Annotated in this window: 11 protein-coding genes and 1 pseudogene; 4 read left to right on the top strand and 8 right to left on the bottom strand. The window is 67.4% G+C overall.

All coding sequences use genetic code 11. The features are described from left to right. Positions 1 to 75: 75 nt before the first annotated feature. Complete coding sequence (locus J3R73_RS02225) at positions 76 to 204, bottom strand: hypothetical protein (RefSeq protein ID WP_307421979.1); 129 nt, start codon at positions 202 to 204, stop codon at positions 76 to 78. Between the two features lie 428 nt (positions 205 to 632). Between J3R73_RS02225 and J3R73_RS02220 the strand changes: the two genes are divergently transcribed. The 4 genes from J3R73_RS02220 (at position 633) to J3R73_RS02205 (ending at position 9,191) form a co-directional block, all read left to right on the top strand. Further along, the gene (locus tag J3R73_RS02220; RefSeq protein ID WP_307421978.1) at positions 633 to 1,361 is read left to right on the top strand and encodes a hypothetical protein; all 729 of its coding nucleotides are present in this window, start codon (positions 633 to 635) and stop codon (positions 1,359 to 1,361) included. Between the two features lie 964 nt (positions 1,362 to 2,325). Continuing rightward, positions 2,326 to 6,627: an autotransporter domain-containing protein gene (locus tag J3R73_RS02215; protein ID WP_307421976.1), complete on the top strand. Its 4,302-nt coding sequence runs from the start codon at positions 2,326 to 2,328 to the stop codon at positions 6,625 to 6,627. Positions 6,628 to 6,992: 365 nt separating this feature from the next. Continuing rightward, the gene (locus J3R73_RS02210) at positions 6,993 to 8,039 is read left to right on the top strand and encodes a TIM barrel protein (protein ID WP_307421974.1); all 1,047 of its coding nucleotides are present in this window, start codon (positions 6,993 to 6,995) and stop codon (positions 8,037 to 8,039) included. 9 nt (positions 8,040 to 8,048) lie between these two features. Then, positions 8,049 to 9,191 carry a Gfo/Idh/MocA family protein gene (locus tag J3R73_RS02205; RefSeq protein ID WP_307421971.1) on the top strand — a complete coding sequence of 381 codons (1,143 nt, stop codon included), beginning with the start codon at positions 8,049 to 8,051 and terminating at the stop codon, positions 9,189 to 9,191. 236 nt (positions 9,192 to 9,427) lie between these two features. On the opposite strand, the gene J3R73_RS02200 is transcribed toward J3R73_RS02205, so the two are convergent. The 7 genes and pseudogenes from J3R73_RS02200 to J3R73_RS02170 form a co-directional block, all read right to left on the bottom strand. Beyond that, on the bottom strand, positions 9,428 to 10,795 hold the full coding sequence (locus J3R73_RS02200) for an NAD(P)/FAD-dependent oxidoreductase (RefSeq protein WP_307421970.1): 1,368 nt from the start codon (positions 10,793 to 10,795) through the stop codon (positions 9,428 to 9,430). 163 nt (positions 10,796 to 10,958) lie between these two features. Further along, complete coding sequence (locus J3R73_RS02195; protein WP_307421967.1) at positions 10,959 to 11,708, bottom strand: NAD-dependent epimerase/dehydratase family protein; 750 nt, start codon at positions 11,706 to 11,708, stop codon at positions 10,959 to 10,961. Between the two features lie 26 nt (positions 11,709 to 11,734). Continuing rightward, positions 11,735 to 12,088 (bottom strand): annotated as a pseudogene (locus tag J3R73_RS02190) (RrF2 family transcriptional regulator); the annotation flags it as partial. A gap of 237 nt (positions 12,089 to 12,325) precedes the next feature. Continuing rightward, positions 12,326 to 13,375: an OmpA family protein gene (locus tag J3R73_RS02185; RefSeq protein ID WP_307421963.1), complete on the bottom strand. Its 1,050-nt coding sequence runs from the start codon at positions 13,373 to 13,375 to the stop codon at positions 12,326 to 12,328. Next, a complete protein-coding gene (locus J3R73_RS02180; RefSeq protein WP_307421960.1) occupies positions 13,372 to 14,457 on the bottom strand; it encodes a hypothetical protein in 1,086 nt (361 codons plus the stop codon). Before J3R73_RS02180 ends, J3R73_RS02185 begins: the two co-directional genes overlap by 4 nt. Before the next feature lies 1 nt (position 14,458). Continuing rightward, positions 14,459 to 15,286, bottom strand: a complete 828-nt coding sequence (locus tag J3R73_RS02175) for a hypothetical protein (protein ID WP_307421958.1) — start codon at positions 15,284 to 15,286, stop codon at positions 14,459 to 14,461. Next, positions 15,267 to 16,718: a hypothetical protein gene (locus tag J3R73_RS02170; protein ID WP_307421956.1), complete on the bottom strand. Its 1,452-nt coding sequence runs from the start codon at positions 16,716 to 16,718 to the stop codon at positions 15,267 to 15,269. Before J3R73_RS02170 ends, J3R73_RS02175 begins: the two co-directional genes overlap by 20 nt. Positions 16,719 to 16,830 lie beyond the last annotated feature (112 nt).

Below are 16,830 nucleotides of genomic sequence, written 5' to 3'. Positions count from 1 at the left end.
AAACGCCACGGTTCCGGCCATCGGCCGCCGAGCCCTGCCGGGCCGGCGAGATCCGCGTTCGATCCGTTCCGCCTCCTACAGGTGCCAGCCCGAATCGGGTGCCGTGATGTAGGTCGGACGATGATCCGGATAGTCGCCGGTGTGAACGCATGCAGCCAGGCTGGCCAGGGCGAGGACAGCGGCAATCGTCTTGATGAGTTTCATAAGGGTTCCATTGGGTGTCAAGCAGCGCAGGATAATAGAATAACCGTTAACGACAAATAACTTGCGACTATCGCCAGGGGCTCCTTTACTCCCGAAAGTCGAAGCCCGCCCTTCAGCGCAGCTTCGCGCCCGTCGAGAGAAAGCGAGGCCGCAAAGGCTACCAAGTTCAGCGATGGCGCACAATGTGGAAGGCTCTGTCGACGCAGCGGGACCGGCCAGCATCCATTCCGCAGCAAGGCGCTTTATTTTACCAGCGAAAGGCATTATCGCACCAGCGAGCGCCCTTCCACCGACAGAGGCAGGATGACGTGCCAACGGGACGACCATGCCGACAGGCGGACGAAGGGGAGCGCGCATCCGCGCCTGCATCGTCCGCAAAAATATAAACCGACCGCCGCACGCCATCCACGAGCAGGGAAACAGAAGCCATGAAGCTGTCCGGCAAGGCGGCGGCCGGGGTCGCGGCGCTGCTCGCCATCCTGGTTCTCGGCCTCTGCGCCTATCTCCTGACGACGCCCGCTTCCTGCCAGGCGGCGGGCAGCATCGAAGGCCATGTCACCGGCCGCGAGACGCTCCTCTACGGCGGCTACTGCGTCGAATTCTGGATCGATCGCTATCAGGGCCTGCTCGCGGGCCTGCTCGCCCTCGCCGCCGCCGCCGCCGCGCTCCTGTCCATCCACCGGCAGATGCGACAGGCGGAGGACCTCGCCAGCAAGGCCAACAAGGCCGCACGGGAACAGGCGAATCAGCGGGGCAACGACGCCTGGCTCGTCTTCTGCGCCCATCTCGGCCACTTCAACGGCATCATCGTCTTCTCCCTGATCGGCAAGCATCCCTCGATCTACGACCGTCTGAGCGTCAACGACAAGCTGACGATCATCGAGAGGATCAAGAAGGAACTCAACGCAAGCAACCATTACGGCTTGCGCGGCCTGATTCTCGACATCGAGCTCCTGATGAACGATCTGCGCGTCTTCGACCGCATCTCGGCGAAGCGCTTCATAGCGGACCTCAAATATATCCATTCCATCATGGAGATCATCGCGGTCTGCGGTATCGACGAGATGGAGATGGCGACCCTTCAGATCAACGCTCTCAGGCTCGCCATCCGCAACACCCAGGCGACGGCCGAGCGGCTGGGCAAAATCACCTACTGAACGAATTGAACCAGGTGTCTTTAGACATTTCCTGATCGGAAATTCCGCCGGCTCTTCCGCACAGCGCTCTGTCCGGTCTCCGCGGCGGCAGCCGCTCGGCCATACGAACAGGAAGTCATGGGACCGCCGCAGTTCCGCCCATCCGCCCGCGGAATGCTGCGTACATCCCATCCCTCCCCGCCGTCCGATCGGGTTGCGCACACCCCTTCCCTGCCGCCAGACGGCCGCGGCGGCGCATGCCTCGCGGCGCCGAGCAAAGCGTCCGCTTCCGAAGCAGAGAGCGCACGGACGTCCCCTAGACAAGGCAGCGAGCAAGCCGAAGCTCGCCGTGCCGCTCCCCCGACCACACCGGGAACCCGGCCTACGCTGCGCGCATGCGTGCCGTCGCCATCTCTGCGACGGTCACGGCTCGTTCACCGTGATGAAATTCCACTCTTCCCAAAAGTTCAGCCGGCTTGACTGCAACAGATTCGACGTATAACGAATCCAAGCATGGCAGTATCATACCTATTAGGAGATCTTTCATTCATGTCAACAAATATATTATGGAAAGAAACACACAATGTCCCCTTTTATGGAATTATAAGAAGTCGCAACGGATAGTTTCGAGTAATTTATATTCTTTTCATATTCACTCAAAAATATTCTGTCTTGTGACTTATTCGATTCGATCCAATTTCTTCGGTTACTTATTCAACAGCCAAGAGAATCACCGCCGTTTTCACAGGAATTTCTAGACTTCGAGGCCGCGGGGGTGGCTCGAAGTCGTGGTCGGGAGGACTAGACGATGATACGGGGGCAATTGGGTTGGGCGCCTGCGGTGGACGCCGCAGGACGGCGCGCACGGCGGAAAGCATCCCGACGGGCAAGGCATGGCGGATTCGCCCTGCTCTGCAGCGTATCCCTGCTTGTGCTGGCGCCGCGTCTCGCACATGCCGTCGATCATTCCTTCGGTGCCGGCAACGTGAACCAGACACTCGGCTCCACGCCGATCGTCAACAGCGGTAACGGTTGGGACCCGAGCTTCGACACGGTCACCAAGTCGGGCACGGGAACGCTGACCATCGATGGCGGCACCATCACCGGCGGCGAGACCTATATCACCGGCGGCGCCATGGCGCAGACCAGCGGCACGACGCATATCAGCTACCTCGCGGTCGGCACCGGCGCTGGCAATACCGGCACCCTGAACGTCAGCGGCGGCTCGCTCACCTTCGGCACGGGCCTGCAGGTCGGCGATTTCGGCGGAACCGGCACGGTCAACCAGACCGGGGGCACCGTGACCGTGGAGCAGGACTGCGGCGATCCCACGCATTGCGCCACGTTCAACATCGGCAACCAGGGCGGCAACGGCACCTACAACATCTCGGGCGCCGGTTCGGTTCTCAATCTCAGCGGCGGCATCTTCGTCATCGGCCGCAACGACGCCAACAAGGCGGCGAGCACGGGCCTTCTCAACCTGAACGGCGGCACCGTCAGCGTGTCCGCCGGCGAACTCATCATCGGCGACAACCTCGTCATGGGCGGCGGCACGAGCAACACGCCCGGCAGCGGTACCATCACCCAGACCGCAGGCACCCTGTCGATCGGCGCCGATGCCTCGCTCAACCTGTCCGGCAGCGGCAACGGCGTCTACAATCTCGACGGCGGCACGCTGGCGATCGGGGGCACGTCGCTTGTCGGCCATTACGGCAATATGGCCGGAACCTATGCCTTCAACCTGGGCGGCGGCACGGTCCGGGTTACGGGGTCGGCGCTGACGACCGACGTCGATGCCACGCTCGTCTCGGGCACGAACTCGACCATCGACACCAACGGCCTCGGCGCGGCATGGTCCGGCATCTTCTCCGGCAACGGCGCCCTGACCAAGGCCGGCGCCGGCACGCTGACCCTTTCCGGCGTCAACACCTATACGGGCGGAACGACGGTTTCGGCCGGGACGCTGGCGCTGTCCGGCGCCGGAACCGTCGGGACGGGCCGCCTGACGCTCGGTGCCGGCACGATTTTCGACATCTCCGCGACGACGTCGGGCGCGACTGTCGGCAGCCTTGCCGGCAGCGGCACGATCGAGAACGGCACCAAGTCGCTCGTCGTCGGCGGCGACAACACCGACAGCAGCTTCTCCGGCACCATCGACAACACCAATGACGGCTGGCAAGGCAGCTACGGCACCTTCACCAAGACCGGTTCGGGCACGCTGACGATCGACGGCGCGACGATCAACCACGGCGAAGCCTACATCAACGGCGGCGCCATGGCGCAGACCAGCGGCACGACGCAGATCAGCTACCTGGCGGTCGGCGAAGGCACGGGCCATACCGGCAATCTGAACATCAGCGGCGGCTCGCTCACCTTCACTACGGGCCTGCAGGTCGGCGATTTCGGCGGCACCGGCACGGTGACCCAGAGCGGCGGCACCGTATTGATCACCGATGGCTGCGGGACCAGCGCCCATTGCGCCCTGTTGAACATCGGCAACCAGGGCGGCACCGGCATCTACAACCTGCAAGGCGGCACGCTCACCCTCAACGACGGCATGTTCGATATCGGCCGCAATACCACCGGCCATAGTCAAAGCACCGGCACGCTGAACATCAGTGGCGGCGAGCTGGATCTGACGAATACGGGCCTGGTGACAACCGAACTCGTCATCGGCGACAGCAGCGCAGCCGACCCCGGCACGGCCGGTACCGGAAAGATCGTCCAGACCGGCGGCGTCCTCTCCGTCGCCAACACCACCACGCTCTATCTGTCGGGCTACGGCAACGGCGAATATGATCTCGACGGCGGCATTCTGAAGATCGGCGGTTCGTCGCTGGCCGAGCGCTATGGCGGGGGCGCTGCGACCGGCACCTACGTGTTCAACTGGAACGACGGCGGCATCCAGGTCACCGGTTCGGCCCTGGCGACGGACGTCGATGCCACGCTCGGGGGAAGCGGGCCGTCGATCATCGACACCAACGGCCTCGGCGCGACATGGACGGGCGTTCTGTCGGGCAGCGGGAAACTGGCCAAGATCGGCGACGGCACGCTGACGCTTTCCGGCGCCAACACCTATCAGGGCGGCACGGTACTGCAGAACGGCACGATCGCGGTCGGCAACGACACCGCGCTGGGCACCGGCGTCCTGGAGATGGCGGCCGGCACGACGCTCGACTTCACCGCCGGCACCTACACCGTCGCCAACGACATCGTCATCGACGGCGACCCGACGGTCAATGTCGGCACCGGCCTGACCGACACGCTCAGCGGCGTCATCGGCGACGGCACGCCGGCCGGCGACATCGTCAAGACCGGCGACGGCACGCTGATCCTGTCCGGCCTGAACACCTATACCGGCTCGACGACGGTCTCCGGCGGCACCCTGGCGCTGTCCGGCCTCGGCAGCATCGCCGCCTCCAGCGGCCTGGCTCTCGCCGACGGCACCACTTTCGACATCTCCGCCACCACGGCCGGCGCCTCGATCAAGAGTCTGTCGGGCACCGGCGCCGTCGATCTGGGCGCCGAGTTCCTGACGTTGACGGATGCGCACGACACCTATAGCGGCACCATCGGCGGCACCGGCGGGCTGACGCTTTCGGGCGGCAGCGAAGTCCTGAACGGCACCAACACCTATACCGGCGCCACCACGGTGACCGGCGCCGCCCTCGAACTCGACGGTTCCGTGACGTCGGCGGTGACGCTGGGAAGCGGCGGCATCCTATCGGGCACCGGCACCATCGGAACCGCCGCCGCCTCGCCGGCCGACGGCTCCCTCGATGCCCAGGCCGGTTCGATCGTCCGGCCCGGCGGCAATGGGGGCGCCGATATCGGCACCCTGACCGTCAATGGCGATTTCACGCAGGAAAGCGGCTCGACCTATGAAGCCCAGGTCGGCGCCGGCGGCATCCATGATCTGATCGCGGTGAGCGGCGTCGCCACCATCCAGAGCAATGCCACCTTATCGATCGCCACCTCGCCCAACGGTCTGGTCGACGTGCCGCTGAACACGCCCATCACCGTCTTGACCGCGGCGGGCGGCGTCGTCGGCCAGTACGACACTTTCGTCGGCACAGCCTTCTACGGGGTGACCGCCGGCTACGACGACGTGGGCAACCCGCACGCCATCACGGAAACCGTGACGCAGGACCGGGCCTTCGCCGCGGCCGGCGTGACGCGCAATGAAATCGCCACGGCGGCCGGCCTCGACAGCCTTCCCGGCGACAACAACCTCCACAACGTCATCGGGTCGCTCACCAGCGACGCCGATGCGCGCTCCGCCTTCAACCAGCTTTCGGGCGAGGCCTACGCCTCCACCAAGTCGGTGCTGATCGGTGAGAGCGACATCACCCGCGATGCCGTGACGGATCGGCTGCGGCAGGCCCTCTGCGATACCGGGGGCAGCAATACCGGCATCCGGTCCAACCATGTCGGTCCGCAGAACGACCCGTTCTGCGAGGGCGACGGCGTCACCGCCTGGGGCCGGGCCTATGGCTCCTGGGGCCATGTCGACGGCGACGGCAATGCCGCAACGGTCGATCATTCGATCGGCGGGGTCCTGCTCGGCATCGATACCCGTGTGTTCGACACCTGGCGGGTCGGCATCCTCGGCGGCTACGGCCAGTCGGACTTCAGCATCGACGGCCGCAATTCGTCCGGTTCGAGCGACGACTACAATGTCGGCCTCTATGCCGGCAACCAGTGGGGACCGCTCGGCCTTCGGACCGGCGGCAGCTACACTTGGCACACTGTGAGCACCGACCGCTATGTGGTGCTGCCCGACTTCGCCGACACCCTCCACGGCAAGTATGATGCCGCGACGGCGCAGGTCTTCGGCGATGTCGGCTACAAGATCGATGCGGGCACTGCCAGCTTCGAGCCTTTCGCGGGCCTGGCCTATGTCAACCTCCATACCGACGGCTTCACCGAAAAGGGCGGCGAGGCTGCGCTCACCGCGCGCAGCAGCAACACCGGCGTCACCTTCTCGACGCTCGGCATGCGCGGTTCGCTGGCCTTCGATCTCAGCGGCATCGGGATGACGGCAAACGGCACCCTCGGCTGGCGCCACGCCTTCGGCAACATCACCCCGACCAGCACCTTCACGGTCGACGGCTCCAGCCCGTTCTCCGTCGCCGGCGTGCCGATCGCCCAGGACGCGGCGGTCGTCGAGGCCGGCCTCGGCGCCGCGGTGACCCAGACCATGACGGTGGACATCGCCTATACCGGCCAGTTCGGCAAGGACACCCAGGACCAGGGTGTCCACGGCACGGTCGGCTGGAAGTTCTGACCCGACCGGACGGCTATGCCAAGCGCCCTCCTCCCGGCCCGGGAGGAGGGCGTTTCCGTTTGGACGCGAGGCTCGGATATTCGTGGGAGCGCGACCTCGCCACAGGCCAAGCGGAAAGGCTCGGGCCCATGCCACTCCTTCTATTATATTATTATTTCAGAACGGCACTTACCCCTTTGAAAAACAGGCCCGGTCGCGATAATGCGGTGAACCGGCCGGTTCCGGTGCGTGAGGCAAGAGGATGAACAGCCCGCCGGTCGGGACGAGCCGGACGCTCGCGGGCCGGATGGCGGCAACGCAGGCGTTGATGCAGCCCGCTACGAACGATTTCAAAAAAGCCGATAACGGATATCAAGGGAGAGACGATGTCGAACAATTATCCCAAACTGCATAATGCCATGTGGCCGGGCATCGTCGGCAAGGGCGCGCCCGATTCCGAGCCGATCATCGCGTTCGACACCCTGCTGGACCTGACCGCCGGCGCCGAGGTGAACGGGGTCCGCTTCGACGGCGTCGACCTCTTCGTCACCGCGCCCCATGTCGATATCGACAGCGACCGGGACGCCATCCGCAAGGTCGCCGACAAGATCGCCGGCCGCGGCCTGAAGGTCGGCTCACTGGTCGCGCCCATCTGGGGCGGGGCGGGCGGCGGCTCGGCCATGGGTTCGGCCGAGGAGCGCGAGCGCTTCCTCACGCAGGTGCGCAAGGCCTGCCTCATCGGCCAGGAACTGCGCGAGCTCGGCATTCGGCCGACCGGAGGCGTGCGCATCGACTCCTCCACCGGCGTCGAAGCCTGGGACGCCGACCCGGAAGGCGGCACCAGGCGGATCGCCGAGACCTTCAGGGAAGCCGGCAGGATCGCCCGGGACCATGACGAATTCCTCGTCGCGGAAGGCGAGATCTGCTGGGGCGGCATGCATTCCTGGCGCGAGATGGTGCGGCTGCTCGAAACGGTCGATATGCCCGGTGTCGTCGGCTACCAGGCCGACATGGCGCATTCGATGCTCTACACGCTCGGCTACAATCGCGGGCAGGACCGCATCCTGCCGCCCGATTACGACTGGAAGGACAGGTCGCTGCTGGACGCCGCCTACAAGCAGGTCGCGGATGCGCTCAGGCCGTGGACGCTCGATTTCCACGTCGCCCAGAACGACGGCACCGTCTTCGGCTCGGGCGACCACGAAAAGACCGGCCGGCACTGCCTGGTCACCGATCCCGAAGGCAAGCTCGATATCGTCAAGCACGCCGGCTACTGGCTGCGCGACGAGAAGGGCGATCTCACAGGGAAAGCGCAGCACATCTGCTGGGACGGCTGCATGTTCCCCAATGCGGTGATGGAGCGCCAATCGACCTGGAACGACATCCTCGGCGCGATGATCGAGGTCCGCAATGCCCATGGCTGGCAGGCATAGGGGGAAACCATGGCACGCAAGACACTGAACATCGGCATGGTGGGCTACGGCTTCATGGGCCGGGCCCATTCCAATGCCTATCGCACGGTCGGCAATTTCTTCGACCTCGCCTACCAGCCCGTCCTCAAGGCGGTGGCCGCCCGCAACGCCGAAAAAGCCGCCGCCTTCGCCGAGACATGGGGCTATGAATCGATCGAGGACGACTGGCGCAGGCTGGTGGAGCGCGAGGATATCGACGCCATCGACATCTGCACGCCCAACGACCTGCATGCCGAGATCGCCATCGCGGCCGCCGGGGCCGGCAAGATGGTGCTGTGCGAGAAGCCACTCGCCCGCACGGCCGCCGAAGCGCTGCCCATGGTCGAGGCGGTGGAGAAGGCCGGCGTCCCCAACCTCGTCTGGTACAATTACCGGCGCGTGCCCGCGGTTTCCTTCATCAAGCAGATCGTCGCATCCGGCAAGCTCGGCAAGATCTTCCACTACCGGTCGAAATTCCTGCAGGACTGGACCATCTCGCCCGACGTGCCCCAGGGCGGCGCCGGCACCTGGCGTCTCGATGTCGGCGCCGCGGGCTCGGGCGTCACCGGCGACCTGCTCGCCCACTGCATCGACGGGGCGATCTGGATCAACGGCTCGATCGACACCCTCACGGCGATGACCGAGACCTTCGTCAAGCAGCGCAGGAACGCCCTGAGCGGCGAGGTGCAGGCCGTCGGCATCGACGATGCCGCGGCGGTGCTGACGCGCTTTGCCAACGGCTCGCTCGGCACCTTCGAATCGACCCGCTACGCCCGGGGGCACAAGGCGCTCTACACGCTGGAGATCAACGGCGAGCACGGCTCGCTCGCCTGGGACCTGCACGACCTCAACCGCGTGCAATGGTTCGACCACCGCGTCGAGAGTGCGCTGCGCGGCTGGTCCTCCATCCTCGTCACCGACGGCGACCATCCCTATCTCGGCAGATGGTGGGTGCCGGGCCTATCGATCGGCTACGAACATTCCTTCGTGCACACGGTGGCGGACTTCATCGAGGGCCTGTCCTCGGGCAAGCCGGCGGCGCCGACCTTCCGCGACGCGCTGGAAACGACGCAAATATGCGACGCCATCATCGAATCCGGCCGCAGCGGCGCCTGGGTATCCGCCGGCGCGTGAAAAAAGCCCCGGGAGCGCGGGCGGGACGCCGATATGCGCTAACTTTGCCGACAATAGCGCGATTTTCCTTCTCCCATGCAGGACTTCGCATTTCCAAAGGAAATGCGGTGTCCCGAACCGGGAGAAGGCGGGTATTTCCGTTATGTTAGCGCATATGGGCGTCCCGCCCGCTCTCGCCTGCCGCTCGCACCGCGGTTCGGGAACGGGGCGGTGCATCTCCGGGCAGACGTGGCGGTTCAAAGAGCGGGCGGGGCGCCCGCGCTCCCCGATGAGCCGCTCGTCTCCGGCAGCCCTTCCGCCCCCCTCCCCTGCGTGATCAGGCGGGCGCTGCGCTGGTTGCGGATGTGGATCCAGAGCCAGTTGATCGCCACCGAGAGGCGGGCGCGCACGCCGATCAGGAAATAGATGTGGGCGATGCCCCAGATCCACCAGGCCAGCGCGCCGCGCAGCTTGATCCAGCCGAAATCGATGACGGCGAGCTTCTTGCCGATCTGCGCCAGGCTGCCTTGATGACGATAGCGGAACGCCGCGGACGGACCGGCAGCGCCGCCGAGGCGCGCCTTGATGGTGCCGGCGACATGGCGTCCCTCCTGCTTGGCGGCCGGCGCGATGCCGGGGACGGGCTTGCCGTCCGGCCCGGCGATCGTCACGGTATCGCCGATGGCGAAAATCTCGGGATGGCCGGGGACGGTGAGGTCGGGCAGGACCTGGATCCGGCCGGCGCGGTCGGCCGGCGCGCCGAGCCATTCGGCGGCGGGCGAGGCGCGCACGCCGGCCGCCCAGATGATCGTCCTCGCCTCCAGCCGCCGGTCGCCATAGACGACCCCCTCCGCCGTGCAGGCAGAAACCGCGCGCCCGAGCTCCACCTCGACGCCGAGGCGTTCGAGCGAGCGCTGGGCATAGGCCGAAAGATCCTCCGGATAGCCGGCGAGCACGCGCGGACCCGCCTCGATGAGGACGACGCGCGCGCGATGGGTATCGATGTTGCGGAAGTCGGGCGGCAGGGTATCGCGCGCCATGTCGGCGATGGTGCCGGCGAGTTCCACGCCGGTCGGCCCGGCGCCGACGACGATAAAGGTCAGCAGCGCATCCTGGCGGCGCCGGTCGGTCTCGCGTTCCGCCTGCTCGAAGGCGAGCAGGATGCGGCGGCGGATGCGGGTGGCATCTTCGAGCGTCTTCAGGCCGGGGGCGAACGGCTCCCATTCGGGATGGCCGAAATAGGCGTGGCGCACGCCGGTGGCCAGCACCAGCGTGTCGTAGGGCAGGCGCGCCTCGCCGTCGAGCAGGACCTGGCGGGCCGCCATGTCCACGCCGGTCACCGTGGCGAGCAGGGTCGTCACCTCCGGGCGGCCGCGCATCAGGCTGCGGATCGGCCAGGCGATCTCCGAGGTCGCCAGCGACGCGGTGGCGACCTGGTAGAGCAAGGGCTGGAAGATATGGTGGTTGCGCTGGTCGACGAGCGTGATGTCGACCGGCGCGCCGGCGAGGCGCTGGACCGTCTCGAGCCCGCCGAAGCCGGAACCGACGACGACGACACGGTGGCGGCGAACGGCACCGGCCGGCCCGCCCTCGGGGATCGCTTCGGCGTGGACGTCGTCTGGCATCGCTCCTCCTTTGCCGCCGCGCGGCCGAAGATGACCGGAGCGGGCACAGGCCCATTCCGGATCGGGAGATTCCCGGCATCATATAGGCGGGCCGCGCTCAATCCGGTATGACGAGTGGCCCGCAATCATCGTCGGTGACGAAAATCGCGGTTTGCCGCCATCGTCATGGCGCCGTCTCCCGGACCCCGCCGAGCGGCAGCCGGAAATCGGCATGCCAGCCGAGCAAGATCCGCGCCTTGTCCGTCGCGAGCCGGGCGCCGGGCTCGGCGATGTTGAAGATGCCGCTGGGGCCCTCGATGGCGAGGAGCGCCGCATGGGCCGCGGCATCGACATGCAGCGGCATCGAAGCCGGCGGCGCGTCGACACCGGTGCCCGGACCGTAGAGCCGGCCATAGCGCAGCACCACGCCTCCCAGCGGCGATTTCAGCACATGGCGCTCCAGCGCGATCACGCCCCCCACGCTGATCGCCCGGGCCCCCTCCGCGCCGATGTCGAGCGCATCTTCTTCCCGATGCGGCTCCGGGCCGTCGGCATAGGCCCAGGCGATGCTCTGCGCCACCAGCCGCCGGGCGCCCGCCGCCATCGCCGCGGCGACGAGGTTGCGCGTGCCCTCGTCGCGGATGCGGGCATTGCCCGTGATCGCCTCGGCCATGCGGGCCGGATCGACGCCCGGCGGCAGATCGGTCAGCTGGTGGATGACGATCTCCGGCCCGGCGGCGGCAACCGCGGCAGACAGGGCGCGCGCATCGAAGACGTCGACCATCACCGGCTCGACGCCGAGCGCCTTCAATTCGCCCGCCCTGGCGGCGGAACGCGTCGTTCCCGCGACGCTGTGGCCGGCGCCGAGCAGAAGCGGAATGAGCCGCCTGCCGACGGCGCCGGCGGCGCCGGCCAGGAAAATCCGGTAACCCATCTCATCTCTCCTTCCCGCATCCGTCATCAGCCGTCCGCGCCGTTCCGCCGGTCGGCCTCGCGGCTCCGGCGCGGCGCACCGGACCGGCCCGCCAGCCATTGCGCGATCTCCTGGCCGAAGCCCGGCGCCGCCTTGGCGGCGACCGCAGCGGCGATGCCGGCGAGGGTGTGCCCCGCCAGGACGTCGCGCATGCCCGCCTCGGCCTCCAGCATGACGGCATGGATCGGGCACACGCCGCGCGGCGTCCAGGACCGGCCTTCGTAGATCGCGCAGCGGCCGCGGATCTCGCGGCAGTCGAACAGCGGCTTGTCGCCGTCGATCGCCGCGATGACGTCGAGCACGCTGATCGCCTCGGCCGGCCGCGCCAGCCGGAAGCCGCCGCGCCCCCTTCGAGGCGCTCACCAGGCCGGCCTTCTGCAGCTTGGTGTGAGTCGGAGTTGCTCGCAAACGGCGAGCGGCGTCAAGACGCTGCGCCCGAAGAGCTGGCTTCCAGTCTGCTCTTCGTCTTCCGCAAGCGCGGCGCCTGCGTGCCGGTCAGGGGACCGGCGCACCGGTGGGCGGGTCTCCCGACCCGCCTTGCGGCATCCGTCTCCGCCGAGGGGGACAGCATGTCGGCGTCAGGGTGCGATCCGGCCTTCGGAGCGGCGCATGCGGATCTCGATGCGCCGGCGGGCCTGGACGTCGCCGCCCGACGTGCCGTCGGTGAGCGTATCGCCCGGCAGGATCATCTGCCCCCCCGACATCGGCAGCACCGTCACGCCCCTGAGGCGGGGATCGGCCTTGAGCACCCGCGCGACCGAGACGGCGCGCGCCATGCCGAGGCCGGCATTGTCGGCCGGAGACAGGCTGTCGATCGGCACCTTGCCGCTGAGCGCCGGCACCAGCCGGGCATCGAGGTTGGAACCGCCGGCGTTCATCGGCTGCTCGTCGGTATGGCCGATCACCTCGACCACGTCGACGTCGTAGCGGGCCACGATCGAAGCGACCTCGTCGACCACCTTCGACTTCAGCTTCTGCTCGAAATCCGGCGTCAGCTCGGCGCTGGCGACGGGGAAGTGATAGCCCTTCGCCTCGCTCAGGCTGACGATTGGCGGCCAGTCATGCGACCCGCGCCCCCCTCCCCGGTCGGCTTCCGCCTGCTTGCCGATCGCGGCCCAGCGGGCGATATCGGCCATCGAAGCCGTCCTGAGATCGGCGGCCTCGAGGCTCTGCCGCAGCTCGTGCGACTGGTCGAGTGCCTGGCGGATCTGCGAGGCGGTCGCGCCCTGCTCCAGCAGGGGCACCACCGTGGCGAGCTTCTGCGCCTGGTCGGTGACGCGCTGGACCGTGAGGCCGGCCTCCCCCAGGCGCGCGACCGCCTGCTGGGCCTCGACGAGCTTGCGCCAGTCGTCGCCCGCCGCCGGCGCGTCGGCGGTGCCGCGCCGCGCGGCCTCGGCGAGGCGGGCCATGCCGTTCCTGTCGGCGATCGCCCGGTCGAGATCCTCGCTCTTCTCCGCGAGCCGGGCGGCGAGGTCCTGATTGGCCTTGTGCTCGCGCTGGAACACGACGGAGGCTGCGATCAGCAGGCAGAAGATCAGCAGCAGCATGATCTCGGCCATGGTCAGGCCGAGGACGACGCCCTTGCGAAACGCCCGCCGGTCGGTGCCGATCGAGGTCTGCGTCGTCATTTGGCAGGCTCCGCCTTCCTGTCCCACAACGCGACCAGCTTCTGCCGCAAGGCCCTCCGCTTGACCGGCACGCCCGTCGTCGTCTCGATCTGGCGCGTCAGGGCGGCGATGGCCGCCGAAAGCTCGCCGAGCCGCTCGCTCTGTTCGACCTGCATCTTCTGCGCCTGCGCCAGGGCCGCCGACGCCGCTCCCTCGCGTTCGGCGCCGATGTCGGCGCGACGGGCGAGGTCGGCGACGGCCGCCGAGAGATCGCGCAGCACGGGCTCGAGCTTGAGCTCGATGAGCTGGGTCGGCGTCTGCACCGCGGCCAGCTGGCGTGACGTCGTCTCCAACGATTCGGAAATGTGCCGCGTGCCCTCGGCGAGGTGGTCGGTTTCCGCGGCCAGGCGCCGGGCCGAAGCCTGTACGCTTTCCTCGGCCGACTTCGCCAGCGCCGCCAGCGTGTCGCTGGAGACCCTGGAGGTCGCTTCGAGCGGCTCGGCGGCCTTGGCGGTGAGGCCGGCGAAATCCTCCATCATCCGGGTCGCCGTCGCCGCCATGCCGCCGCGCACATCCGTCAGCCCGTCGACGAGCATCTGCTGCGACGCGCGCCGGAAATTGGCGAGATCGATGACCGCGGCGTCGAGCTCCCGCCGGACGCGCCGGGCGGCCTCGGAGAGTTCGAGCCGCGCGGTCTGCTCGATGTCGTGGGGGTCCTGACGCATCTGGCTGAACAGCACCCGCAGGGCGATGCCGGCGATGGTCGAGGCGATGGCGACGCCGAAATTCTGCACGATCTCCTCGGCCGGCCCCTCCGCGCGGAACTGGTAGAGCGAGACGCCGAGGCTGGTCAGCGTGAACAGGAAGCCCATGTAATAGAGGTTGTCGGCGGCGTGATCGAGCCGGAGCCGGAAGGCGCGCAGGGAAAGCAGCATCGCAGCATAGACGAGCATCAGCGCCACCGGGGCGGACGTCACCAGCCAGGCCGGATAGTGCTGGATCTTCGAGGCGACGATGTAGAAGCAGCCCGCCAGCACGATCAGGCTGAAGAGCAGGGGCCCGAAGATGTCGGCTGCCGCGTTCCGTATCCTCGGCCGCGCCATGTCAGTTCACTCCCTGCAATTTCTCGGCCGCGCCCCAAATGCCGTCATTGTCGTGGACCCAGGCCTGCCAGAAGGCCATATGCGCCCGCCCGTCGATCGGCGGCTTCGTCCGCTGCACATATTCGATGTCGACCGTCGCGCCGCCGAGATCGGTGCGGTATTGGCGGTAGGCCGGCGAGGCGCGGAAGCGATCATAGCTGAGATCGCCGCGATATTGCGAATAGGCCCGCTCGTGCTCGATCATGTCGGACACGATCACCAGGCGCTTGGGGATCGTCTCGGCCGCCCGGCCGGTGAAGCGGTCGATGGCGATCGCCTGGATCGTCTCCATGATCGGCGAGACCTCCGCCTTCGCGGGCGAGAATTCGGCAAGCAGGGCGGCCTGCAGCGGCGCCTTGAAGCCGTCCGCCCAGCGCTTCTGCGCCATCTGCCGGTTGCCGGTGAGCGCATCGACGGTCGAGCCGTCGCCGGGATTGCACCTGTCGAACTTGACGAGGCCGCCGCGAACGTCCGGCGAGAGGACGCGCAGCTCCAGGCGCCCATATTGGGGCAGCGTGTCGGCGATGTCCGCAAGGCGGGTCAGCACCTCCTGCCGCCCGGCCTCGGGCAGGTCGTCGGAGGCGTCGACGAGCACGACGGTGATCGAGCGCGGCCCGTCCACCGGGCAGAGCGTGCCCGCTTCGAGCTTGGGGGGCGCCGGCGTCGTCAACTTGAGATAGGCGAAGCCGCCGCCGACCACGGCCGCGAGCACCAGGAGAAGGGAGCCGAGGACGATGCTCGCCGCGCCGCCCGAACGACGGCCGCGGACCCTACGCTGCCTTCGAGCCATCGGCTGCTCCGGGCTCCGGCACGACGTTCTCAAGCTGGGCGTATCGGTCGATCGCCGCCTCGAACACCTTGTGGATCTCCTGCACTTCCGTCGTCAGCATGTCCTGGATGGCGCCGACGCGGGCCCGTAGCTCGTCGGCCTTCCACTCCCCCGCCCCGCCAGCCTCGACGACGATGCGCTCCAACGTGAAGGGAAGCGCGAAGCGCGCCGGCGGCTCGCTGGTCCGCGCCTTGACGTTGGCATCGCGGTAGATGCCGAGCAGGACCGAGCCCGCCCGCTCCAGATGGTTCTGGTGCTGCATGAACAGGTTCACCATGCGGGCGCGGCCGGCGAGGATGGCGTCATACTCGCTGCGCCGGGCCGAGAGGTCGCGGCTGATCTCGTCCATCTTCTCCTGATATTCGTCCCGGACGTCGCGCAGGGCGTCGACGAGCTCGGCCCTGCGCTCCGAATAGTCCAGCCGCGCATCTTCGAGGCGCTTCTGGAGCTGGGCGTAGCCCGGATAGGGATCCGACAGCGACAGCCCGTCGATGAAGGCGATGATCGAGAACAGGATGCCGATGGCGAAGAACACCCATGAATTGAGATCGTTCAGATGCAACGGCTCGGTGGCGAGAATATGGAGCACGCGTTCGCCGCCGCCCTCGACGAAGGTCGCCGACACGTCGCGGTAATGCGCGAGCGTGATGTTCAGCGTGAAGGCGAAGACGAGGTAGAAGGCGAAGGCGGCGAGGCCGATGAATTTGCGGAAGATGTTGCGGTGGTTGAGCTGGCGCACCCCGTACATGGCGATGATCAGGGTTCCCACGATGTTGAGGCTGGCGAAGGAGATCGCCTCCGTCACGCCGCCGAGCAGGCCCTGCTCGCTGCCCTTGGCCAGGAAATTGCCGTTGACGATCGCCTCGACGATGAACAGCACGATCAGCAGCGCCACTTTCAGGAAGGTCGAGGCGCCCTGCTGCAGCCGCGCGGTCCGGTCGATCCGGTGCTTGCGGCGGAAATTCTGCTGCTCCTCGTCGAGATCGCGCACGCCGCGGCGCAGGCCGTAGAGCTCGTCGAGGCCCGAGGAGATCTCGGCCTTGAATTCACCGACGCAGGCCGGCGCCGTCTGGCGGATCTCGCTGAACCGGCCCTCGAAATCGAGGGCGGAGAGGCGCTCGACATAGGTGCGCAGCTCGTTCTCGACCGTGGTGTGCGCCGCCTTCTTCTCAGCCTCGATCCGCTCGACGATGCGCGCCTCCACCCGGTCCATCGAGGGCGAGGCGGTCGGCGGCTCCTCGTTGCGCCCGCGCTCGCGCCCCTGCTTTTCGAGGCCGAGGTCGCGGGCGATGCGGTCGACGTCGAGATCCGGGAAGGTCTCGATCGAAGGCCGTTTGTCCGGCGAAGGCTTCCTTACGCCTTGCAGCAGTCGAAGAAGGGCATTGCTTTTCAAGTTGGGCGTCCGAAACTGTGTCGACGGGGAACGGGAAACGTCGGACGGCATCCGGCGCGAAAGCCGCCGCCGTCGCCGCGTGCGGGGCAAGAAGATGCCGCGGGACCGTGGC

Source organism: Labrys monachus, assembly GCF_030814655.1.
Taxonomy (GTDB): domain Bacteria; phylum Pseudomonadota; class Alphaproteobacteria; order Rhizobiales; family Labraceae; genus Labrys; species Labrys monacha.
Note: the sequence above shows the minus strand (reverse complement) of the source record. Positions and strands in the feature narration are given on the sequence as shown.

Coding starts and splice junctions, on each gene's coding strand:
- J3R73_RS02210 (WP_307421974.1), top strand. CDS start 6,993: ATGTCGAACAATTATCCCAAACTGCATAATGCCATGTGGCCGGGCATC.
- J3R73_RS02225 (WP_307421979.1), bottom strand. CDS start 204: ATGAAACTCATCAAGACGATTGCCGCTGTCCTCGCCCTGGCCAGCCTG.
- J3R73_RS02175 (WP_307421958.1), bottom strand. CDS start 15,286: ATGGCTCGAAGGCAGCGTAGGGTCCGCGGCCGTCGTTCGGGCGGCGCG.
- J3R73_RS02185 (WP_307421963.1), bottom strand. CDS start 13,375: ATGACGACGCAGACCTCGATCGGCACCGACCGGCGGGCGTTTCGCAAG.
- J3R73_RS02200 (WP_307421970.1), bottom strand. CDS start 10,795: ATGCCAGACGACGTCCACGCCGAAGCGATCCCCGAGGGCGGGCCGGCC.
- J3R73_RS02220 (WP_307421978.1), top strand. CDS start 633: ATGAAGCTGTCCGGCAAGGCGGCGGCCGGGGTCGCGGCGCTGCTCGCC.
- J3R73_RS02180 (WP_307421960.1), bottom strand. CDS start 14,457: ATGGCGCGGCCGAGGATACGGAACGCGGCAGCCGACATCTTCGGGCCC.
- J3R73_RS02195 (WP_307421967.1), bottom strand. CDS start 11,708: ATGGGTTACCGGATTTTCCTGGCCGGCGCCGCCGGCGCCGTCGGCAGG.
- J3R73_RS02205 (WP_307421971.1), top strand. CDS start 8,049: ATGGCACGCAAGACACTGAACATCGGCATGGTGGGCTACGGCTTCATG.